Raw genomic sequence first — 22,492 nt, 5'->3', positions numbered from 1 at the left:
GTCTCCTTGGGAATTAAGCGAAGTAAGATTTACCTTCAGCGGCCATCTTGCGAACGCCATCTGAAATTTGGTAAATCGGGCCAAGACTGGCGTATTTGTCGGCTAGTTCGACAAAGTTCGCTAATCCCATTGTTTCAATCCAGCGGAATACACCACCGCGGAATGGAGGGAAGCCTAAACCGTAAAGTAAGGCCATATCTGCTTCAGCTGCAGTACCTACAATGCCTTCTTCTAGGCAACGAATTGCTTCGTTAGCCATAGGGATCATCAAGCGTGCAATAATGTCTTGCGCGTCGAAGTCTTTGGTATCGGCTGTAATAGGAGCAAGCAAGCTGTATGCTTCTTCAGCAGCCACTTTCGTAGGCTTACCGCGCTTGTCTTTACCGTAGTTATAAAAGCCTTTGCCATTTTTCTGGCCTAAGCGTTTTTCTTTATAAAGCACGGTTACTGGGTCGTCGCCAATACGTGCCATACGCTCTGGAATACCTGCTGCCATAACGTCTGCAGCGTGGTCGCCAGTATCAATACCAACAACATCCATTAGGTAAGCGGGGCCCATTGGCCAGCCGAACTGTTTTTCCATTACTTTATCAACAGCAACAAAATCAGCGCCATCTATTAGCAACTTACTGAAGCCTGCGAAGTAAGGGAACAATACGCGGTTTACCAAGAACCCTGGGCAATCGTTAACCACAATTGGGGTTTTACCCATGCGAAGTGTGGTGGCCACTACGGCATTAATAGTATCTTCCGAGGTATTTTCACCACGAATAATTTCAACCAATGGCATGCGGTGTACTGGGTTAAAGAAGTGCATACCACAGAAGCGTTCTGGCTTGTCTAAGCTTTTCGCTAATTGGTTAATTGAAATAGTAGAGGTGTTAGAACAGATGATAGCGTCATCGGCCACTACGTCTTCTACTTCTTTAAGCACTATGCCTTTTACTTTCGGGTTTTCAACAACGGCTTCAATCACAAGATCTGCATCTTTAAGCGTGTTGTAGTCAAGGGTAGGCGTAATAGCGTTAAGGGTTTTTGCCATGGTTTTGGCATCAACTTTACCGCGCTGCATACCTTTACCAAGAATATTGGCAGCTTCGTTTAAGCCTAGGTCTAGTGCTTCAGTGTTAATGTCTTTCATGATCACTGGCATGCCTTTAACAGCACTTTGATACGCAATACCGCCACCCATAATGCCCGCACCCAGTACGGCATTAAGTTTTACCTCTTTTGTGGCAGCTTTAGCTTGTTTCTTACCTTTACTTCTTACTAGCTGGTCGGCTAGGAAAATACCAATTTGCGCTTGCGCTGCATCGGTTTTAGTTAGGGCAACAAAGCCAGCGTTTTCAAGCTTAAGTGCGCCATCGCGGTCAAGGCCTGCGGCTTTTTGAACGGTTTCTACCATTTTGTGCGGAGCAGGGTAGTGCTTGCCTGCTTGGGCAAATACCATGGCTTGTGCGGTAGAAAAACTCATCATAGCTTCGTTTTTATTTAGCTGTAATGGGGCTTTCTTCTGAGCACGACGTGCTTCCCATTTGAACTTGCCATCTGCGGCATCTTTTAGCATAGAAAGTGCGCTGTCGCGTAATGACTCTGGTGCAACTACGGCGTCAACGGCGCCTTCAGCAAGGGCTTTTGCGCCTTTTCTGTCTTTACCTGTGGTCATCCACTCTAGTGCATTGTCGGCACCAATTAAGCGAGGTAAACGTACGGTGCCACCAAAGCCAGGCATTATGCCTAATTTAACTTCTGGTAGGCCAATAGAGGCAGTTGTATCTGCAACGCGAAGGTCACAGGCTAGTGTCATTTCACAGCCACCACCCAATGCAAAACCGTTAATGGCAGCAACGGTAGGGAAAGGCAAATCTTCGAAGCGGTCAAACACCTGAGACGTGTTTGCTACCCAGTTTAGTACTTCGGCTTCATCCATCGCGAATAAGCCGGTAAATTCGGTGATATCAGCACCTACAATAAATGCAGATTTTGCGCTGCGTACTACTAAGCCTTTAACACCGCTTTCTTTAAGCAATGCTTGGGTTGCTTCATCAAGTTCTGTCACCGTTTGGCGGTCGAACTTGTTTACTGAACCTTCGGCATCAAATACCAGTTCAGCAAAGCCATCATCTAACAGACTGACGGATAAACTCTTGCCTGTGTATATCATTATCATCTCCTTCGGCGTTGGCCGGGATAGTAGTGTAGCAATCTAACCATTCGCTATAAGCGTATAAACCAAACATACATTCTGGTCGTACCACAACACTAATGCGTTAGGGTGGCTAGCTTTTTAACTAAACTTAAACAAAATATCAATGAAAAATTCAAACGAGCGTTTCAATTGTTAAAAATGGAGGTCATTCATCGAAAATCAAGCTTCATTTCAATAATAGTGCTTGTATAATGGATGCTATTGACGCAAAGCGCCAATCCAGCAAAACAATAATCTACAATCATGATGTAAATGGTTGTAAGTCATAATCATCAACGCTGGCACTTTTTACTTCTGTGGCACGGATCCACGCCGATAATTTTTCGGCTTTCACGCAAGCATCGTTTTATCATTACACCAACTCTGGTGTATTTGAATGCAACAAGGGGTAGGAGTTCACATTGTGTCGTATAAAGTAGGAATAAATTTTTTTCCAACTGCACTCGCATTTTTCAAGCAGTTGCCTTTGCATAAGCCATTGGGGTTATTTACGATAGTGGCTATTTCAAGCTGCCTTCAGCTAAGCCATGCGCAAGTTTCGCCGCTATTCCCTGATGACATCTACGCCGATGAGCGGGCACGTTTCTTAATTTTAGAAAAAAGCTTACGAACCCTACCGAAAAGACGTTTAGAAGATTTAGACGCAGAAATTTACGGGTTGGCGAATTATCCACTCTATCCGTATCTACTTCGTTTGCGATTAGAACGCACCATGTCGCTTAAAACTCAGCGTGAAGTAGAACAGTTTCTAGAAGATTACGCGGGGCAACCTGTTAGTTATGGTTTGCGCTATAGATGGCTGAACTACCTATCTTCTCAAGGCCACGAAAACGCGTTTTTAAGTAGTTATCGTGATGGCATGGGCGCTAAACTTACCTGCCAAGCCTTGGGTTACAAATTAAAACGTACCGACGATCCCAAACCTGTGCTAACGGATGTAGACCCTCTTTGGTACAGCGGCCAGTCGCAGCCCGATGAATGCGACCCTCTATTTGCAAAGTGGCGAAGCAATGGCCTCATGACGCCAGATAAAGTGGTTAAGCGTATTGCCATTGCAGCGAAAGAAGATAATCGCCGCATTATTCCTTATTTAAAACGCCAATTGCCCACTAGTCATCAGTATTTAGCCGATGCGTGGTCATCGGTATCACGTGATGTAAGTTTAGTTAACCGAACCCGCCTGTTTCCTTTGAAACACAAAAACAGCGAAGCTGAAATATTAACCTGGGGTATAGAAAAACTGGCGTGGAGAAACCCTAAAGCGGCAATAAAGGCTTACAATACCTACGCCCCGAAAAACATTTTCTCAGAGCCTGAATTACATATTATTCAACGGGCTATTGCCTTAAGCGCGACTTTAGATTTCTTACCTGAAGCCCATGAATGGCTAGATAAGGCCGATATCGCAGGTGCTAGCGATGATGTGAAATTTTGGCATGTGTCGTTTTTGCTTCGCGGCAAACAATGGCAGCGGGTCGTCGATGTGATTGATGCCGCCAGTCCTGAACTCCAGCAAGAGGAAAACTTCCGCTATTGGAAAGCCCGCGCGCTCGAAGAACTAGGGAATGTGATGCAGGCTACGGTGATGTATCAGCAACTGTCCACCGAACGCAATTATTATGGTTTTATGGCGAGTGCCCGTATTAATAGTCAGCCTAATTTGGCATATACGCCAGCGCCTCGGGTGCAAAGTGCGGTGCACGCTATTGCGAATACCCCCGCTACCCAACGGGCAACGGAATTTTACCGTTTAGAGCGTTCTACGAGTGCGCGTCGAGAGTGGCGCTATTTGCTATCGAATTTACCCGATTCACAAGTGACTGATGCAGGAGTGCTGGCTTACGAGTGGGGTATATACGACCAAGCCATCATCAGTTTCGCTAAAAGTGGTTATTGGGACGATGTTGAGCGTCGTTTCCCCTTGGCGTTCGAGTCACAATTTAGTGAAAAGAGTGAAACCTACGACGTATCAAAAGCGTTTGCGATGGCAATCGCCCGTCGTGAAAGCTCTTTCATGGTAGACGCAGTATCGCCGGTGGGCGCGGCAGGGTTAATGCAACTTATGCCAGGTACCGCGCAATACTTAGCCAAAAAGAAAGTCAGTCGACATACCTTGTTTCAAGTTGAGAATAATCTCGACTACGGTGTGCAGTATTTACGTTATCTAGGCGATAAACTTGATAATAATCCTGTATTGGTGTCGGCGTCGTATAACGCTGGCTGGCGTAAAGTGTTGGAATGGTTACCCGCAGGCGAAGCGTTGCCAGTGGACATTTGGATTGAGAATATTCCTTACAAAGAAACCCGTAGTTACGTAAAAGCGGTATTGGCTTATCAGTATATTTACGAGCATCAGCTGGGTGAAAATAAAAACGTGTTTCCGCAGCTTACCCAAGATGTTATTCCTTCATCAAGTGCAGTTAGCACCCACCCTGTAACGGGAACCTTGCAATTAGCGCCTCACTAGCGCAGATGTTTAACTAATGATACAAGCCGCTCGGTGAAAGCTAAGCGGCTATCGTGGTACACTATTCTCCTTTAAGAGAGCGTACTCAAGTCGCCTTAGAAGAGAAGCACACTTAACGACAATGGCTAATATTATTCACTTCTCGCACTTAGTGAAGCTAGCGTAGAACCAGCGTATTTGAAACGGCTGGTAACGCGTTGCTCATTGAAGAAGGCCAGTTAGCCATGCAAATCAAAAAACTTAAATGAGGTGTTATGTCAAAACATCAGGCAAGCTATCAGCAACATATCGATGAACTTCAATCTCGCACTCGTGAAGCACTTCAGCGTGAAGGGCTAGAAGGGTTAGTCATCCATTCAGGGCAAGGCAAGCGCTTGTTCTTAGACGATAACCATTATCCATTTAAGGTAAACCCACAATTTAAAGCATGGGTGCCGGTTATCGATAACCCCAATTGCTGGTTAGTGGTTAATGGTGAAGATAAGCCTACCCTTATTTTTTATCGCCCAGAAGACTTCTGGCACAAAGTACCGCCAGAGCCACAAGATTTTTGGACCGACAGCTTCAATATTATTTTGCTTCAACAAGCCGATGCTGTCGAGAAACACCTGCCTTACGATAAGCGTGGTTTTGCTTATGTTGGGGAATACATTGAAGTAGCTAAAGCATTAGGGTTTGAAAACGTAAACCCAGATAGAGTGCTGCATTATTTGCATTACCAACGGGCGTATAAAACCGATTACGAACTAGAGTGTATGCGTGAAGCAAACAAGCTGGCGGTAGCAGGGCACAAAGCGGCAGAGCAAGCCTTTATTGAAGGCAAAAGTGAATTTGATATTAATTTAGCGTACAGCGCAGCGTGCCGCCAAGGCGATAACGACGTGCCTTACACAAGTATTATTGCGCTAAACGAACACGCGGCAATTCTGCATTACATGCAGTGCGATACCATTGCCCCAAAGCAGTCTCGTTCTTTCTTAATTGATGCAGGAGCAAATTATCACGGTTATGCTGCTGATATCACCCGAACCTACAGTCAAAACTCGACGCTATTTTCAGACCTTATTCAAGCCGTGGATAAAGTTACGCTAACCTTGGTAGATTCGCTTAAGCCAAGTGTCGCCTATACCGATATTCATTTGCTTGCCCATGCAGGTATAGCTCAAATCCTACAAGACACAGGCATTGTGAATCTTCCGGCGGCAGATATTGTTGAACAAGGTATTACGCGAACGTTCTTCCCTCACGGCATTGGCCACTTTTTAGGGCTGCAAGTACACGATGTAGGTGGTTTGGTAAATGACGACAGAGGTACACCTAAGCCTGCCCCTGAAGATCATCCTTTCTTACGTTGTACGCGCATGATTGAAGCGCGCCAGGTGTTTACCATCGAGCCTGGTTTGTATTTTATTGACAGCTTGCTCAGAGACTTAAAAGCCACCCCAGCGTCGAAATACATCAATTGGGATACGGTAGATACGTATCGTCCATTCGGTGGTATTCGCATTGAGGACAATATCATTGTGCACCGCGATAAGAACGAAAACATGACCCGAGATCTTAATTTAAAATGATCTCATCGCCACGCATCACTCTATGATTAATAGCGTTAGGCTTAAAAATTATAGATGCGCTCAGCGAGAACAATGAAAAAAGGCAGCAACGTTGAGCTGTCTTTTTTTTATGGTTATTAAGCACTTTACCAATAGTGTTAGGCTAAGTAATGGAACGACTCAAGGCATAGGGAGCAAACATGCAGCAACCCGATATTCTAAATCTCATTATAGTGGCAACCTTAGCTGGCCTCGCTATGCCTGCTGGTGCGCTCTTATCTAAGGTAAAAGGCTTCCGTCCTAAGTGGTTAGAACAAGAATTGCGTCACGGTATTTTAGCCTTGGGGGCGGGTGCGTTAATTTCAGCGGTAGCATTAGTGTTGGTGCCTGAAGGTATCAAAGACGTATCGGTTTTAATGGCGTGTAGGTGTTTTGTCGGCGGGGCACTTGCCTTTATGGCGTTGGATATTTATCTGGCAAAAAAGAAAACCGCAGGAAGCCAACTTGCCGCCATGTTAAGTGATTTTGTGCCAGAATCCGTAGCGCTAGGCACCACTGCCGCATTAGGTGGAGGTACTATGTTGTTAGGCGTGTTAATAGCAGTACAAAATCTACCAGAAGGGTTTAATGCTTATCGTGAAATGACCCCAGCAAACAAAAACCGTAGTACTAAGCTTATTTGGATTTTTGTATTGATGAGCTTACTTGGCCCAATAATGAGCGCAGTAGGGTTTTATTATTTGGCAGATTTCCCCGTCATCATGAGTGGCATTATGCTATTTGCAGCAGGGGGAATTTTGTATTCAGTATTTCAAGACATAGCCCCTGGTATTCGCATGGAAAACCATTGGTTACCCCCCTTAGGCGCAATACTTGGCTTTTTAGTGGGGCTGGTGGGCGCTATGCTTGAAGCGGGTTAACGCACTAACTAGTGCGTTCTACCGAGATATGAGCAAGAGCAATCAATGCCTCTTTGTAAGGTGAATCTGGAATAATAGATAAACTATCAATAGCCATTTTTACTTCGTTGTTGGCGCACGTGCGGGTGTAATCGAGTGCCCCAGTGCTTTCCATGATTTGTTGAATGCGGGTAAGGTGAGGTAAACCGTTGCTTTGCTCTATGGCATCGCGAATAAGGGCTTTATCTTCTTCACTGTCGGTATTCCACATTGCATATAGCAAAGGTAGCGTAGGCTTTCCTTCCGCTAGATCATCACCTGCGTTTTTGCCCATTTCATCACTGTCGGCCATGTAATCTAGAATATCGTCGGCTAACTGAAAGGCGGTGCCTAAGTGCTTGCCGTATTCTTGCATGGCATGCTCTACGTTTTCTGGTTGGTCGGTTAATACCGCTGCCAGTTGCGTAGCCGCTTCAAACAAGCGGGCGGTTTTACCGTAAATTACGTCGAAATACCGTGCTTCTGTGGTAGAGGCATCGTTGCAGTTCATTAACTGCAATACTTCACCCTCGGCAATTTGATTGGTTGCTTCAGATAAAATGTCCATAACACGCATGCGTTTTAAACTTACCATCATCTGAAATGAGCGGGTATATAGAAAGTCACCTACTAACACTGATGCTTGGTTACCAAATACGGCGTTAGCGGTTTCACGTCCGCGTCGCATGGTCGATTCATCTACCACATCGTCGTGCAACAAGGTGGCGGTATGTATAAATTCAACAATAGCGGCGAGGGTATGGTGGTCAGCATTTTCAATGCCCATTGCACGTGCACTTAACACGGTAAGTAATGGGCGAAGGCGCTTACCGCCACTATTAACAATGTAGAATCCCAATTGATTAATAAGTGCAACGTCAGAGTCGACTTGCTGTTGAATCAAGTGGTTAACCGCTTGCATATCATCGTTTGATAGCGCGCGTATTTGATTTATATCCATTGGCATGGGCGTAAAAACTTATTCATTTCTTAGGCAATTATAGGGGCTGATTGTACCTGAATGCGCTGTACTATCCACCCAATTAAACACATTAGCCACCCAATTAAACACATTGGCCACCGAATTAAACGCATTGGCCACCGAATTAAACGCATTGGCTACCGAATTAAACGTATTACCCAGCCAATTCAACCGAATCGCAGTCGACATGTCTTGAAAAGGTCACGGTGAACATATCTTCGGGAATTGCACAGCCAATTATCAATCAGTCGTTAATATATACTTAATATACTTACGTTAAGTCTCATTATAGGTGCTATCACTCAATTTTGATGTGAAATGTGTATTTTCAGAAATATTCTTTTTGCTAGCTGCGAAGTTCAGATCAAAATGCTACAATCTCGGATCTGTTATTCGATCGTTTTGATCACGGTGATTTAAAGGCGCGGTTTATGCGCGTTTTTATGATCAGATCGGCGCGGTTGGATCGTATTCGATTTTCCATCTACAGATAACGCATTCCATGCTTTTATTAGTTATAAATGCTTATCGAATTTGGCGGTTATCATCTCGAATTTTACCGTTTGTCCATTTACTTAGCGCTGTTTTCTAAGTGTGACAACGTGCATTTTTGGGTGAATTCACGCAAAAATTCACCCATGTTGGAAAAATAATCTACTTTTATCAGAATCGGGGTTGTGATTTGCGGATGTTTCACGTACAATTCGCGCCCTGTTTTTTGAATTGATTGCGTCAGTGACGCAGAGCGGAGTTAACTATGTACGCGGTTTTCCAAAGTGGCGGTAAACAACACCGTGTGGCCGAAGGCCAAACCGTTCGTCTAGAAAAAATCGAAGTTGCCCCAGGTGACACGATTGAATTCGACAAAGTTTTAATGGTAAGCAACGGTGACGACGTAAAAATCGGCACACCAAACGTTGCTGGTGGTAAGGTGACTGCTGAGGTGGTTACACACGGTCGTGGCGATAAAATTAAAATCGTTAAGTTCCGTCGTCGTAAGCATTCACGTAAGCAGATGGGTCACCGTCAGTGGTTCACGGAAGTGAAAATTACTGGCATTAACGCTTAATAGGAGCACGAACACATGGCACATAAAAAAGCTGGTGGTAGTACCAAAAACGGTCGTGATTCAGAGAGTAAACGCCTAGGTGTTAAACGCTTTGGTGGAGAATCTGTTCTTGCTGGTAACATCATTGTTCGTCAACGTGGTACTCGTTTCCACGCTGGTGACAACATGGGTATCGGTAAAGACCACACGTTGTTTGCATTAAAAAGCGGTAAAGTTCAGTTTGATGTTAAAGGACCGAACAACCGTAAATTTGTAAGCATCGTAGCAGAGTAAGCGCCTTAGCTACTCGCCGAACAGGCTTAGAAAAACCCCGCGCTTGCGGGGTTTTTTGTTTTATGGAAACCCGAGCTTTAGTATCTGGGCAGTACATAACAATTTGGTGTAAACTTAGTAGTTAAATACTGAGTATAAATAACCCCTACGGCAACAATGCCCGGAGTGATAAATGAAATTTGTAGATGAAGCTGAAATTCGTGTTGAAGCCGGTGACGGCGGCAACGGCGTAATTGGCTTTAGAAGGGAAAAATATGTTCCCAAAGGTGGCCCTGATGGTGGCGACGGGGGCGACGGCGGTAGTGTTTTTCTTCTTGCCGATGAAAACCTGAATACATTGATCGACTATCGTTTCGAGCGTTTCCACCGTGCAGAGCGTGGCCAAAATGGTCAAGGCGCTAACTGTATTGGCCGTGGCGGTAAAGATTTAACGGTAAGTGTTCCAGTAGGAACCCGAGCTACCGACAGCGATACCGGTGAAGTACTTGGCGACCTTACTCGTCATGGGCAACAGCTTAAAGTGGCACAAGGTGGGTTTCACGGTTTAGGTAATGCGCGTTTTAAGAGCAGTACTAACCGTGCACCACGTCATAAAACCAACGGTACGCCAGGCGAAATTCGTAATTTAAAACTCGAATTAATGCTATTGGCCGATGTGGGTTTACTAGGTATGCCGAATGCAGGTAAATCTACGTTTATCCGCTCTGTATCTGCAGCTAAGCCTAAAGTGGCCGATTACCCGTTTACTACGCTAGTACCAAACCTAGGTGTAGTTCGTCAAGACGCACAGCGCAGCTTCGTAGTAGCCGACATTCCTGGGCTTATTGAAGGTGCAGCTGACGGCGCAGGTTTAGGTATTCGTTTCCTTAAGCATTTAGAGCGCTGCCGTATACTGCTTCATGTTGTAGACATTATGCCTGTGGATGAAAGCGATCCAGCTGAAAATGCCAAGGCTATTGTTGAAGAGCTCGAAAAGTACAACCCTAAATTAGCAAGTAAACCTCGCTGGTTAGTGTTTAACAAAGTCGATTTGATGCTTGAAGAAGAAGCCAATGAGCGCTGCAAAGAAATTGCCGCACAAATTGGTTGGGAAGGCCCAATATACCAAATATCTGCTTTCCAGAAGATTGGCTTAGAGCCGCTTTGCCGAGAAATCATGGACTTCATCGATACGCTTCCAACCGAAGTTATTGCAGAAGAAGAAACGAAAGATGTTGAGTTCAAGTGGGATACTTACCATCGTAATACGTTAGAAGCACAAGAAGCTGACTTAGGCGACGACTTCGAAGACAATTTAAGTGATGACTTAGACGATGATGAAGATTGGGACGAAGATGACTACGATGTAGAAGTTGAGTACCGTCGTTAACTAAAAAAGCATTCACGCTTATTTCAGTGCTAAACGAACAACATTAAAACCGCTAGTTTGCGAAAACTAGCGGTTTTTTTATTAATAGCATTTGATTTCTTTTTAAAACACACAGTTTACATGCTAAGCCGGTAAGCATTTTTATCAGCTTACTGATGCACAGATTTAAGCAAAAAAGCTGACAACATTGCTGATTCTGTGGCTTGTAATACAGAATTAGCTCTATCTAAAATGGCGTTTCGGTACTCGGGAAGTTTGAGGTTGTAATAGGTTTCTTCAAGTAGCCCAGCTAGGCTCGTCACTTTGCTTTTCATCGCTTCATTTTCGCCGCCATCTACTTCTAAGAGAATAACCGCAATATCAAAAGCGCAACCTAAGTAAGGAATAGCTTCGGTGTATTGTCCGCAGTGCAGTAAAAGTGTGCCTTGCATCTCGTCTCTGGCCATAAAGTGAAGCGCTTGCTTCGGGTTGCTGTAAATCCAATCTTCGTGTTTTGCACACAAGTAAGTTATTTGCATTTGCTTGCCCTCCTAATTACACCCTAGACGATATAAAAGATTATCGCAAATGATAATTGTTTTTATTTGCATGTGGTTCGTAATTAAGATTGACTCGTCTCGCTTTTTTCACCCTAGCAACGCGCAGTAGACAATAAGGCCCAGCAGACCATATGGGGAGAAAGGAGAAAGGAGAAAGGAGAAAGAGGAAGACTATTTGATCTGTATCTAAGTAAGTCAAAAATGAGAAAATAAACAGGACAGAAAAGTGGCTAGGTTTGTTTAAATTCATAGTAACTGGGGCAGGTAAGTCGAAGGGTGTTATCGCCTCGGTTTTAATCAGTTATCATAGGTGCAATTGAAACACTTTTGGTCAGTATTACTATGAAAATTGCGATGATTGCCGCGATGGCTAATAACCGTGTTATCGGAGCTGATAACGACATGCCTTGGCATTTGCCAGCAGATTTGAAACATTTCAAACAAGTAACCATGGGTAAGCCTGTCATTATGGGGCGTAAAACCTATGAGTCTATCGGACGCGCTTTGCCGGGAAGACCGAATATTGTTATCACTACAAACAGCGCTTACAGTTTGCCAGACGCGTCGGTTGTATCATCACCTGAAGCGGCTATCGAATATGCTTCAGCATTAGAGAGTCACCCAGATGAGGTTATGATTATTGGTGGTGGCACCATTTATCAGGCGTTTTTAGATAAGGCTGATACTTTGCACCTAACATTTATTAATTTGGCAGTAGAAGGCGATACACAGTTTCCTGATTATGATGCCCATGGCCATTGGAAAGAGAAAAGCCGTGAGGAGCACACCGCTGATGAGAAGAACCCACATAACTACACTTTTGTGAGTTTAACCAGGGTTTAAGACTACAAACAAAAATGCCGAGGGCAAAATGCGCCTCGGCATGGTGTTAGTACAATGTGCTATTAATTCATTTGGTTAAATAAATTTTCTAGCGATAGGCCTTGGTGGCCTAGAATGTCTCGCAATCGACGTAATGCCTCTACTTGAATTTGACGAACTCGTTCACGAGTAAGACCAATTTCAGCACCCACATCTTCAAGCGTTGAGGGCTCATAACCCATTAATCCAAAGCGTCTTGCCAACACTTCACGTTGCTTAGGGTTGAGTTCTTCCAGCCAGCCAACAATATTTGATTTGATGTCTGAGTCTTGTAAGTTCTCTTCTGGACCGAATTCTTTTTCATCGGCTAGAATATCTAACAACGCTTTATCGTTTTCGCCACCAATTGGGGTATCTACCGACGTAATACGTTCATTAAGTCGCAGCATCTTGGTAACGTCTTCGACAGGTTTGTCTAAGGCAAGTGCAATTTCTTCAGCAGTAGGTTCGTGATCGAGTTTCTGAGATAACTCACGAGCTGCACGTAAATATACATTAAGTTCTTTTACAACATGGATAGGTAACCGAATCGTGCGCGTTTGATTCATAATTGCGCGTTCAATGGTTTGTCTTATCCACCAGGTTGCGTACGTTGAAAAACGAAAACCACGTTCGGGATCGAACTTTTCAACAGCACGTATAAGTCCTAGATTCCCTTCTTCGATTAAATCTAACAGGGCAAGACCGCGGTTGTTGTATCGACGCGCTATTTTCACTACTAGGCGTAAATTGCTAACAATCATGCGCTTGCGTGAGGCTTCACATCCACGTAGAGCCTTTCTGGCGAAAAACACTTCTTCTTCTGCACTAAGCAGAGGCGAGAAGCCGATTTCACCTAGATATAACTGTGTGGCGTCTAGATTTTTTGGTTGGTCGTCTTGGCTTAACACTAATTCTTCTGAATTGGTGTCAGTGTCATCAGATATTATTTTATCTGTTTTCAGATCGGCTGGTATATCAATGACATTTAAGTCATCTTTCGTATTTGATTCTAGGCTTTGATTTATATGACCCACAATGAATCTCCTGCTTCAAGGTTTACCTTACGACGTTTCTCCTTAATTCGTTTCTTATTGTTATTTGTTATTATTATGGTCGTGTAGCTGGCAGATAACGCAGTGGGTCTAAAGACTTTCCACGATACCTAACTTCAAAATGAAGTTTTACCGAATTTGTTCCGCTGTCACCCATGGTGGCGATTTTTTGCCCCGCTGACACCCAGTCTCGTTCTTTAACGATAATGTTGTCGTTGTATGCGTAGGCACTTAAAAAGGTGTCGGTATGTTTGATAATAACCAAATTACCGTAGCCTCTTAAGGCGCTTCCTGAATAAACAACTTTTCCATCTGCTGCCGCGTGTATCGATGTACCTTTTGCCGCAGCGATATCAATTCCTTTGTTGCCCGACTCTGACTTACTGAACGTTTCAACAACCCTACCTTTGGTAGGCCAAACCCACTTCTTTACCTTGTTAGGAAAACTATTGGCTGCCGTTATTTTGACGCTTTCTGACGGCCTGTTGACGCTCGTAACGTTTTGTCGCTTAACAACTTTTTCACCTTCACCATACGCCCGTGGTTTGGGGGGGTCAATCAAACTTTTGTCTACTGTTGTCGTGGTCGGATCTGCTGACTGAGTGGTCTGCGGCTTGGATCTTGTCGAAATCTTTACAATTTTAGGGGGGGGAGTGATGCGTAATTCTTGACCAGGGAAAATACGATAAGGTTCTGATAAACTGTTAAATTTAGCGATATCTCGATAGTCATTTCCGGTATACCAAGCGATGCCAAAAAGGGTGTCTCCTGGCTGTACTTTATAGGTATCTGATGTGAATCCACCAGACTCTTGATCTGCTTGACTATTTAATAGAACAACGGGGGCAGGGCCGGTTCGGCTACTGCAACTTTGTAGTAGCAGTAGCACAGCACCAATCAGAACTAAGCGGTATGACATCGCTCTGCTATTATCGCAAGATAAGGTAAGCGGCAACAGCCAATAGCACCACTGCCCAGCCTAATACTTCCACATATTGGCGTAGCTTTGCTTCCATAGGGGCGCCGCCCCAGCGCATAAGTCCTGCGACCAAGAAAAATCTTGCGCCACGGCCTACCGCAGAGGCAATAAGAAACGGAAAGAACGCCATTTGTAGAAAGCCAGCACTGGTAGTGAAGACTTTATAGGGAATAGGGGAGAACCCCGCTACAAACACCACCCAAACGCCGTAATCGGCAAACCACTGCGTCGCAGTTTCTATTTTGTGGGTATAGCCCCAACTTTCAATGATAGGCGCTAACCATGCATCAAAGGCAAAATACCCCAGCCAATAACCCGCTATCCCCCCAAAAATAGACGCAAGCGTAGTAATAAGCGCGAAGCGCCACGCTTTGTCCGGTTGAGACAACGACATGGGCGCAAGCATGACATCAGGTGGAATTGGGAAAAATACTGACTCAGCAAAACTAAGCCCACCTAAATATTTAACCGCATGGCGGTGTCTAGCCCATCGAAGTGCCATGTCGTACATTGGCTCGAACAATTTCACAATAGCTCTCCTGCTACTAAGGGAACAAAACGCACCGCCTCTATTGTGGTGGTTTTTAGCTCGCCTTCTATCCTGTCGATACACAATAGAGACTGCTGTTCATTTCCTACGGGAATGATCAGGCGGCCTCCTTCTTTTAATTGATCGCATAAATCTTGCGGCAAACTACTGGCCGCAGCCGTCACAATAATGGCATCGTAAGGACCTTTAGATGTCCACCCTTTCCATCCATCACCATGCTTCATGGCAATATTATGTAAATCGAGTTGGTTCATCCGTCTTTTTGCATGAAACTGTAGCGATTTGATTCGTTCTACGCTGAATACAGCCGAAAAAAGCTGTGCAAGAATAGCGGTCTGATAACCAGAGCCGGTACCAATTTCTAACACTTTTTCCGGTTTATTCGGACTATCTAGCAGCAGTTCAGTCATTTTCGCAACAATATAGGGTTGCGAAATGGTTTGCCCCTGCCCGATAGGCAGCGCAGTATTCTGATAGGCTTTATGCTTAAGCGCATCAGGTAAGAATGTTTCCCGGGGTGTACCGGCAATGGCATTGAGCACAGGCTGCGAACGGATCCCTTCATCATAAAGCAGCTGTGCTAGCGCATCCCCTTTTCTGGAGGCTCTCATGGTGGTGCTTATTATCCTTATTATCGGCCGCGCATTATTCGGTTATTTGGCTAACCATTCTTTCATATTGTCTAAGCTTTGGTAGGCAGTCATATCTACACTGAGCGGGGTAACGGAGCAATATCCGTTTGCCACTGCGTGAAAGTCTGTACCTGGGCCAGCATCTTGTTCTGAACCTGCTGGGCCATACCAATAGATGGTTTGACCAAACGGGTCTTTATCTTCAAACATAGGTTCAGCACGATGTCGGCGACCCTGTCTGGTAACTTCTATACCTTTAAGTTCATCATAGGGTATATCAGGAACATTTACGTTCAAAATTTGATTTGCAGGTAAAGGATGAGATTGAAGTTTACGGATAATATCTAGCACTACCCGAGCTGCTGTTTCAAAGTTCTCACCTTTCTTACTGGCAAGCGACACGGCAATGGCAGGCAAGCCCATATATCGCCCTTCCGTCGCCGCGGCTACCGTACCTGAATAAACTACATCATCGCCTAAGTTAGCACCATGATTAATGCCAGATACCACCAGTTCGGGGTCATCTTTTAATATTCGGCTGATACCTAAATGAACACAGTCTGATGGCGTGCCATTGACAGAATAAAAGCCACTGTCCATGCGTTGAATACGAAGGGGTTGATGTAACGAAAGGGCGTTACTTGCGCCGCTACAGTTACGATCGGGGGCGACAACAGTAATATCGTGCTCGCTGGCGATAGTTTCGTGCAAAATAGCTAAGCCTTTTGCAAACACACCATCATCGTTACTCATTAGGATTTTCATGCAATCTCAACTAAATACTGTGAATGGGAGAAACGGTTTCAACACATTCCCTAAGTACGGATGTGGCAAAACAACCGCTAGGTAATGAAAAAGATAGGGTTAATGTATCACCCTTACTTTGCCATTCAAGTTGCGATGGCCATATTTTTATTGCACGACGTTCTTGCTCGAAACCACATTGCCCTAGGAAGTCGATAACTTCAGGATGGCCTATCGCTACTTTCTCCTCCGTAGCGTTTGCTTCTGATGTGGTAACTAAGTCACCCTTACCCCAAAGCGGTGCCGAAGGACATACATCTTTGTCTTCATAACGTTGCTGACTGTCTTGCTGCTTGTCATCGTCAATAAAGAAACTGTTTGAGCCGGTTAATACCAATGCATCACCGGTAACTACTTTATCGAAGGTCTCGTTTTCTAAACGAGTAGAGATGACCTCATTGAATAGCCAGCTACGCAAGGCCGATAATGCCATAGAGCGCTTATTTCTATGACGAATGGTTTCACCGTTTATCATCCGCTCAGCCATGGCAAGGTTGCCACCGCGCTGCACTTCACCTTGCTCGTTCACACGCATGACCCCAAAGCGCTGTTCGCCATAATAATTAGGCACACCATGTTTGGCGATTTCCTGCAGGCGTTCTTCAATGGCTTCAGGGTGTACAACTTGGCGCAGCGTAATGGTGAAGGCATTACCTTTTAATTGACCGGTACGAAGTTTTCTATTGTGGCGAGTTTGCTTAATAACCCGCACACCTTCTAGCTCAAAATCGCTAAAATCGAAATCAGCTTGCCCTGGTGCATGCAAACCAAACCACTGACGGGTAAGAGCATACTTATCTTTGCGGCCAGCATAAGTTACTTGGCGAAGGGGCAATTTGGTATAGCGAGCCAGTTGTTCAGCCACAAAAGCAGTATTGGTATTAATTTTCTCTACAAATATGAATTGATGCTCGCCTTCACCGCAGGGTTCATAACCTAAGTCTTCCACAACCTGAAAGTCATCAGGTTGGAATTTAAATAAGCCAGTTGAAACGGGTTTATTGAAGTAGTAATTCCAGTGTTGAGTATGTAATGGTTTCATATCTTTTCCAGTAACACGACCGCATGTGCAGCAATGCCTTCCTTTCTGCCTGTATATCCTAACTTTTCTGTCGTAGTCGCTTTTACGTTGATTACATCAAGCTCGCAATGACAGTCTTTGGCTATGATCTCTCGCATGGCCTGAATGTGTGGTGCCATTTTTGGGGCTTGCGCCACTATGGTCATATCGGCATTGCCTAAGGTATAGCCTTTTTCATTGACTACGTGAACGACATGCCTGAGTAGTACACGACTATCGGCACCTGAATAGGCGTCATCAGTATCGGGAAAATGTTTGCCTATATCACCTAGGGCTGCAGCGCCAAGTAAAGCGTCGCATAACGCATGTAGTAATACGTCGCCATCAGAATGGGCGACTAGGCCTTGTTCATAGTCAATGCTTACACCACCAATAACAATGGGGCCGTTACCACCAAATTTATGAACGTCGAAACCGTGTCCTATTCGCATTCTACTTGTGCCTTCTGTCGTTGATGTAAGTAAAAATCTGCCAAGGGTAAATCCCCAGGGTGGGTTATTTTAATATTGGCTGGGTCGCTATCAATAAGTGCAACCTTGTACCCGCTGTATTCTATGGCCGATGCTTCATCGGTAATGGATGCACCAGCGGCGAGCCCATCGTATAACGCACTCTTAAGCAGCGCAGTGGGAAACAACTGCGGCGTAAGGGCATGCCATAAATTTTCTCTACTTTCAGTATGAAGAACCGTTGGGAAATTGGCATTAGCAGCCCGGCTATCGGCACCTCGTTTCATGGTATCTCGTACCCGAGACGCTAAAATACCGCCTGCTACCTGTCCATTATCCATCACCGTTAGCAATTGAGTAATGTCATGAGCACTTACGCAAGGACGCGCGGCATCGTGCACTAATGCCCACGTATTTTCTGGCAGGGTGTTTACGGCATTTAGCACAGAGTCAGCCCGTTCATTGCCACCTTCTACGACTTTAACCTTCGGATTATTAGCAATGGCAAGAGAAGGGAAGTAGGTGTCGTGAGGGCTAATGGCAATAACAAGGTAATCGATGGCGTGATGGTTTAGCAGTATTTCAACGGTGTGTTCAAGAATCGTTTTCCCTTGAAGGGTTAAATACTGTTTGGGGCGATCAGCCTGCATTCGGCTGCCAATTCCAGCTGCGGGAATAACCGCAACCACAGAGGAGGATGTCATGTTACTCACTTAGTTTCTGGCGGTAAAATCCGGTAAAAAGTTTCCCCTTGCTTAATCAGACCTAATTCATTGCGAGCGCGCTCTTCAATGGCTTCTAAACCTACTTTAAGGTCGGTGATATCTGCGTTTAGCAAGGCATTTCGCTGTGCAAGGTTTGCGTTTTGCTGCGCTTGAGTTTTTACTTCCTGCTCTCGACTAAGGTAGTCAGGAATACTGTTTTTCCCAAACCACAGTCGATACTGCAACAACCCTAATAGGGTGATGAGTACAATAGGAAGCCATTTATCTTGCCACACAAAATCACCTAAAAACCGGTAAGCGGAGGAAAATTTAAAAAGGGCAGTAAACTGCCCTCTACGTTATGACCTATTATGCCGCGAAGGGCTTAGGAATCAAAGGTGCTTTATTCACCTTGCCCTAATTTCCCTTTGAGTTTGTCGAACAATTTATTCTTTTGTTCTTCAACTACGCTGCTCAATTGGCTTTGAAGTAGTTCTTGTAAGGCGCCGCTGTCGCCCTGTGCCGCACTTAGCATTGAATTAACATCAACCAATTCACTCGATAGAGCATCTTGTTCACTGGCAACCATCGCATTTAGCTTGGCATTAAGTTCATCAAGCTTATCTTGCTGAGACGCGGTGAGTTGAGAGATAGCAGCTTGGGCCAATTTATTGTCTAAATCTGACTTAATATTAAACCCAGGGTTAGCTAAAGTGCCATCAAGTAGCATGGTCATCGATAAACTACTTAACGATTGAAGTGCAGAGGCAATCGCGCTAGTCACGTCGCTAGTTCCTGTAGCTTCCATCACTAACTCTTGCAAGTTAACCTTACCGTTGCCGCTTAGCTGGTTATCAACCACTTCCATTGAGCCTGTGGTTGCCATGAGTGCAGTTTTCATCACGGCGTTAAGGGTTTCATTACCGCTTACTGGAATATTTGACATATTTACCCCAGCTAACTCCCATACTTGGCTCGCATCTACGCCACTTTCATCAATCCAGAATTCACCACTTGAGGTAAATTGCTTAAGCATGTCGCCAGCTGCTTCAATGGTAAAGGTCGTTGGGTCTCCAAACACACTGTGGGTGTTGGTAATGTTCTGCCATGAGCTACTTATCGACTCGTTTTGCCAAAGCACAGACACATTAGCTTGCTTCACCAAAATAGAAGGCATATCGGCAGCAGGTTCTTCGGGTGTATCACCGCCTTGGAGTAGGGGCATCACAATTTGCATGGCCGACATTAGGTACTCTGAGTATTCAGCAGCTTTGTCGCCAAATACAAAGTAAGTCACTTGAGATAGTGCCGCTTCATCGCCCGCAATCACGCCTTTAAGTAATGCATAATCTTCACTAGGCGCTTCTTTTAAGGCCTTTACCGAGTTGCTCAACGCACTCTTAGCATTCGACGCTTTTTCGGTAAAGCTGCTAATAAGCGCACGATCTGCACTCATTTCTTCTTTTAGCTTATCTAACGACGACTTAGCTTGAATGAGGGCTTGTGGATCTTTGTAATTCGTTTCTTTAAGCGCAGCAACCTGGGTTTTGTAATAGTCGATGCGTTCTTTATCAGGCAAGTTTTCATATTCTTGCTTCAAGCCTTCAGAATAGGTGGCGTAGGCTTCTTTTGCCTCGGCAACAGCGGCGGTCGTTTTTAATGGATTACGGGCAAGCAGTTCGTCTACAGAAGGCACTGCTTCTTTGGCTTTTGCTTTAATTTCATCGTAGGACAGTGAGCTTTCAGGCACCCGGTAAACTTCACCTTCGTGCTCACGGACTTGGTCAAATTGCACATCAAGTAAGTTCAGGTTGTTTACCACAACTTGATTGGAAAGCAGCGGCATTAGGGCAACGTCAGCATTTGCTTCGCCAACTAGCACTTGATTGTGAGAAGGCTTTGTTGCGTTGGTTAAGCCAATGCCTTTAAGAGTAACAGTGGTAGGATATAAAGAGTGATCAAATTCGGCAATGTTGACTTCTGCGCCATAAGACTCGCCTAATTTCGATTCTAGTACGGCTTTAATAATGGTATTAGCAAATAGAACATACACTAAGATAAGTAAAACAAAAAAGCCCAATACCCAATACTTGATTGGGATCCCTTTACTATCACTGCTCATATATCACTCCTTGTAAACGACGTTTAGCTGGTTATCTAACGATGTAGATAACCAGTCTAAAGCACCGCTTTAAATACTTCCATACGCAGGAAGTAGTATAAACCTGTGAATACCTTCCTTTTTACGACTAATTTGGTTCACTAAAGTTTAAATTTGCTGGCAATTTCTTTTATCGCCATACAGCTAGCTTTTAGTGCCTGACTGGCACTCGCTAATTTTTCCGCCGTTTTTAGACTGTTATCAGCTGCACCTGATAAGGCATTGATGCGAATATTGGCTTCATTGGCGGCCTCTGCCTGTTGTTCTGTCGCACGAGCTATTTGGCTACTCATACCTGAAATCTCATTCATAAGCCGGTCGGCTTCTTTTAAGCTATCGTTTGCTTTGTTGGCATTGTCCACCGTATTTGCTGAAGCACTCTGACTGACTTGCACGGCGTCTACAGCAGCTTTTGCATTGCTCTGTAGCTTTTCAATCATCGCTTGAATTTCATCGGTACTTTGGCCTGTACGACTGGCTAGCGTACGAACTTCATCGGCCACCACGGCAAACCCTCGGCCTTGTTCCCCAGCGCGAGCGGCCTCAATAGCAGCATTCAGTGCAAGTAAGTTAGTTTGATCGGCAATGCCGCGAATAACGTCTAGTACAGCGCCAATACTGTTAGTTTGTTCGGCAAGCTCGCTCACCACATGGCTCACGCTCTCAATGTTCGACGTCAAAGAACGAATATCACTCACGGTACTTTCTACTACGCTGGTGCCTTGTTCTACATTGGCGCGTGCGCCGCTAGTACTCGTTTCAGCAGTATCTGCATTTTGGCTCACTTGCTGAATTTGGGTGGTCATTTGTTCCATGGCCACGGCAACTTGCATCATATTTTCATTTTGGCTTTGCGCTTGGTCATTGCTATCTTGGCTAACGGTTTCAACCAGAACGGCTTGCTGCGTTAGGGCGGTGATATTTTCACGTATACCTAACAAGGATTGCCGCATTTTATTGGTGTATTCATTGAAGTAGCGAGCAAGGCGCGTTATTTCATCGTGGCCTGATTCTGGAAGTGACCGTGTTAAATCGCCCTCTCCCATGGCAATATCTTTCATTCTTTCAGTGACTTCATGGACAGGTTTAACAATACTGCCGCCAATATAGAAGATAAGCGCTACCACCAATAACACGCTAATAATACAAATAACGATAAGCAAATTGCGTAAGTTGGCGTACTCTGCTTCAAGAGTGGATAAGTAAATACCTGAACCTACAGTCCAACCCCATGGTTTGAACTCTTTAACATACGAAATTTTGTCTACCGGCGTTTCCTCACCTGGTAGTGGCCAAACATAATCAACAAAGCCACTGCCTGAAGACTTAACCAGTTGGGCCATTTCCACAAAAAACGCTTTACCGTTTCCATCTTTAAAGCTTCGTAAATCTTGCCCGTTCAGCGATGGTTTGATGGGGTGCATGACCATGGCAGGGGTAGCATCTTGAATCCAAAAATAGTTGCTCTCATCGTATCTAAGGCGGCTAACTGCGGTCAGCGCCTGTTGTTTAGCGGCGTCTTCATCTACTCCTTCCAAGGATTCAAAGCTTGCAAGCAAGGTATGAACAACTTCTACCAGGTGTTGATTTTCTTTATACGACTTTTCTTTGAGCGCCTTGTAGTGCTGGTTTAATACCGCACCGGTTAGCACCAAAAACAACAGCGCCGTCAGCGCGACAATGATACTGAGCCTTTGAATTAAACTAAAATTGCGTAACCACATCAGCAGGAACCTCCAGTTTTTATATTATCTAGTGTAGACCTTATATTGAAGTTGTTGGCCTTGAATAGATATTTTTAAACATTTATTTAACAT

General features: G+C 44.7%; 21 protein-coding genes. 7 read left to right on the top strand and 14 right to left on the bottom strand.

The genetic code is table 11. The features are described 5' to 3' along the window. Positions 1–13: 13 nt before the first annotated feature. Complete coding sequence (gene fadB, locus AAC006_RS17745; RefSeq protein WP_013785547.1) at positions 14–2,164, bottom strand: fatty acid oxidation complex subunit alpha FadB; 2,151 nt, start codon at positions 2,162–2,164, stop codon at positions 14–16. 448 nt (positions 2,165–2,612) lie between these two features. Here fadB and AAC006_RS17740 point away from each other — a divergent pair, with 448 nt between their 5' ends. From AAC006_RS17740 to AAC006_RS17730, 3 genes are all read left to right on the top strand, one after another. Continuing rightward, on the top strand, positions 2,613–4,676 hold the full coding sequence (locus tag AAC006_RS17740) for a transglycosylase SLT domain-containing protein (RefSeq protein WP_260563520.1): 2,064 nt from the start codon (positions 2,613–2,615) through the stop codon (positions 4,674–4,676). Between the two features lie 254 nt (positions 4,677–4,930). Continuing rightward, the gene (gene pepQ / locus AAC006_RS17735) at positions 4,931–6,250 is read left to right on the top strand and encodes a Xaa-Pro dipeptidase (RefSeq protein ID WP_013785545.1); all 1,320 of its coding nucleotides are present in this window, start codon (positions 4,931–4,933) and stop codon (positions 6,248–6,250) included. Positions 6,251–6,429: 179 nt separating this feature from the next. After that, complete coding sequence (locus AAC006_RS17730; RefSeq protein ID WP_013785544.1) at positions 6,430–7,149, top strand: divalent cation transporter; 720 nt, start codon at positions 6,430–6,432, stop codon at positions 7,147–7,149. Positions 7,150–7,153: 4 nt separating this feature from the next. Here AAC006_RS17730 and ispB read toward each other — a convergent pair whose 3' ends face one another. Then, positions 7,154–8,128: an octaprenyl diphosphate synthase gene (gene ispB, locus AAC006_RS17725; protein ID WP_013785543.1), complete on the bottom strand. Its 975-nt coding sequence runs from the start codon at positions 8,126–8,128 to the stop codon at positions 7,154–7,156. A 778-nt stretch (positions 8,129–8,906) separates the two neighbouring features. Between ispB and rplU the strand changes: the two genes are divergently transcribed. The 3 genes from rplU (at position 8,907) to cgtA (ending at position 10,860) form a co-directional block, all read left to right on the top strand. Further along, positions 8,907–9,218: a 50S ribosomal protein L21 gene (rplU, locus tag AAC006_RS17720; RefSeq protein ID WP_013785542.1), complete on the top strand. Its 312-nt coding sequence runs from the start codon at positions 8,907–8,909 to the stop codon at positions 9,216–9,218. Between the two features lie 15 nt (positions 9,219–9,233). After that, complete coding sequence (gene rpmA, locus AAC006_RS17715) at positions 9,234–9,491, top strand: 50S ribosomal protein L27 (RefSeq protein ID WP_013785541.1); 258 nt, start codon at positions 9,234–9,236, stop codon at positions 9,489–9,491. 172 nt (positions 9,492–9,663) lie between these two features. Continuing rightward, positions 9,664–10,860: an Obg family GTPase CgtA gene (gene cgtA / locus AAC006_RS17710; protein ID WP_126873153.1), complete on the top strand. Its 1,197-nt coding sequence runs from the start codon at positions 9,664–9,666 to the stop codon at positions 10,858–10,860. A 149-nt stretch (positions 10,861–11,009) separates the two neighbouring features. On the opposite strand, the gene AAC006_RS17705 is transcribed toward cgtA, so the two are convergent. After that, entirely contained in the window at positions 11,010–11,378 is a 369-nt protein-coding gene (locus AAC006_RS17705) for a hypothetical protein (RefSeq protein ID WP_013785539.1), read from the bottom strand. 363 nt (positions 11,379–11,741) lie between these two features. On the opposite strand from AAC006_RS17705, the gene folA reads away from it, so the two are divergent. Next, positions 11,742–12,242 (top strand): type 3 dihydrofolate reductase, encoded by a 501-nt coding sequence (gene folA / locus AAC006_RS17700; protein WP_232043519.1) that lies wholly within the window; start codon positions 11,742–11,744, stop codon positions 12,240–12,242. A 62-nt stretch (positions 12,243–12,304) separates the two neighbouring features. Here the strand turns inward: folA and rpoS are convergent, their stop codons facing one another. The 11 genes from rpoS to AAC006_RS17645 form a co-directional block, all read right to left on the bottom strand. Continuing rightward, positions 12,305–13,237: an RNA polymerase sigma factor RpoS gene (gene rpoS, locus AAC006_RS17695; RefSeq protein WP_049791838.1), complete on the bottom strand. Its 933-nt coding sequence runs from the start codon at positions 13,235–13,237 to the stop codon at positions 12,305–12,307. Positions 13,238–13,370: 133 nt separating this feature from the next. Continuing rightward, on the bottom strand, positions 13,371–14,234 hold the full coding sequence (locus tag AAC006_RS17690) for a peptidoglycan DD-metalloendopeptidase family protein (protein WP_013785536.1): 864 nt from the start codon (positions 14,232–14,234) through the stop codon (positions 13,371–13,373). A gap of 10 nt (positions 14,235–14,244) precedes the next feature. After that, on the bottom strand, positions 14,245–14,823 hold the full coding sequence (locus AAC006_RS17685; RefSeq protein WP_013785535.1) for a YqaA family protein: 579 nt from the start codon (positions 14,821–14,823) through the stop codon (positions 14,245–14,247). Further along, the gene (locus AAC006_RS17680) at positions 14,820–15,455 is read right to left on the bottom strand and encodes a protein-L-isoaspartate(D-aspartate) O-methyltransferase (RefSeq protein ID WP_126873154.1); all 636 of its coding nucleotides are present in this window, start codon (positions 15,453–15,455) and stop codon (positions 14,820–14,822) included. The genes AAC006_RS17685 and AAC006_RS17680 overlap by 4 nt, the downstream gene beginning before the upstream one ends. A 42-nt stretch (positions 15,456–15,497) precedes the next feature. Next, complete coding sequence (surE, locus tag AAC006_RS17675; protein ID WP_126873155.1) at positions 15,498–16,241, bottom strand: 5'/3'-nucleotidase SurE; 744 nt, start codon at positions 16,239–16,241, stop codon at positions 15,498–15,500. A gap of 10 nt (positions 16,242–16,251) precedes the next feature. Beyond that, positions 16,252–17,322 (bottom strand): tRNA pseudouridine(13) synthase TruD, encoded by a 1,071-nt coding sequence (gene truD, locus AAC006_RS17670; RefSeq protein ID WP_013785532.1) that lies wholly within the window; start codon positions 17,320–17,322, stop codon positions 16,252–16,254. After that, positions 17,319–17,792, bottom strand: a complete 474-nt coding sequence (gene ispF, locus AAC006_RS17665; RefSeq protein WP_126873156.1) for a 2-C-methyl-D-erythritol 2,4-cyclodiphosphate synthase — start codon at positions 17,790–17,792, stop codon at positions 17,319–17,321. Before ispF ends, truD begins: the two co-directional genes overlap by 4 nt. Further along, positions 17,783–18,514, bottom strand: a complete 732-nt coding sequence (ispD, locus tag AAC006_RS17660; protein WP_126873157.1) for a 2-C-methyl-D-erythritol 4-phosphate cytidylyltransferase — start codon at positions 18,512–18,514, stop codon at positions 17,783–17,785. Before ispD ends, ispF begins: the two co-directional genes overlap by 10 nt. 5 nt (positions 18,515–18,519) lie before the next feature. Further along, the gene (ftsB, locus tag AAC006_RS17655) at positions 18,520–18,810 is read right to left on the bottom strand and encodes a cell division protein FtsB (protein ID WP_013785529.1); all 291 of its coding nucleotides are present in this window, start codon (positions 18,808–18,810) and stop codon (positions 18,520–18,522) included. Between the two features lie 107 nt (positions 18,811–18,917). Continuing rightward, entirely contained in the window at positions 18,918–20,636 is a 1,719-nt protein-coding gene (locus AAC006_RS17650; RefSeq protein WP_126873158.1) for a TIGR03545 family protein, read from the bottom strand. Positions 20,637–20,776: 140 nt separating this feature from the next. After that, on the bottom strand, positions 20,777–22,399 hold the full coding sequence (locus AAC006_RS17645) for a methyl-accepting chemotaxis protein (protein WP_126873159.1): 1,623 nt from the start codon (positions 22,397–22,399) through the stop codon (positions 20,777–20,779). Positions 22,400–22,492: the final 93 nt, after the last annotated feature.

This window comes from uncultured Alteromonas sp. (assembly GCF_963976965.1).
Lineage (GTDB): Bacteria > Pseudomonadota > Gammaproteobacteria > Enterobacterales > Alteromonadaceae > Alteromonas > Alteromonas naphthalenivorans.
This window is presented reverse-complemented; position numbering and strand designations above follow the sequence as displayed.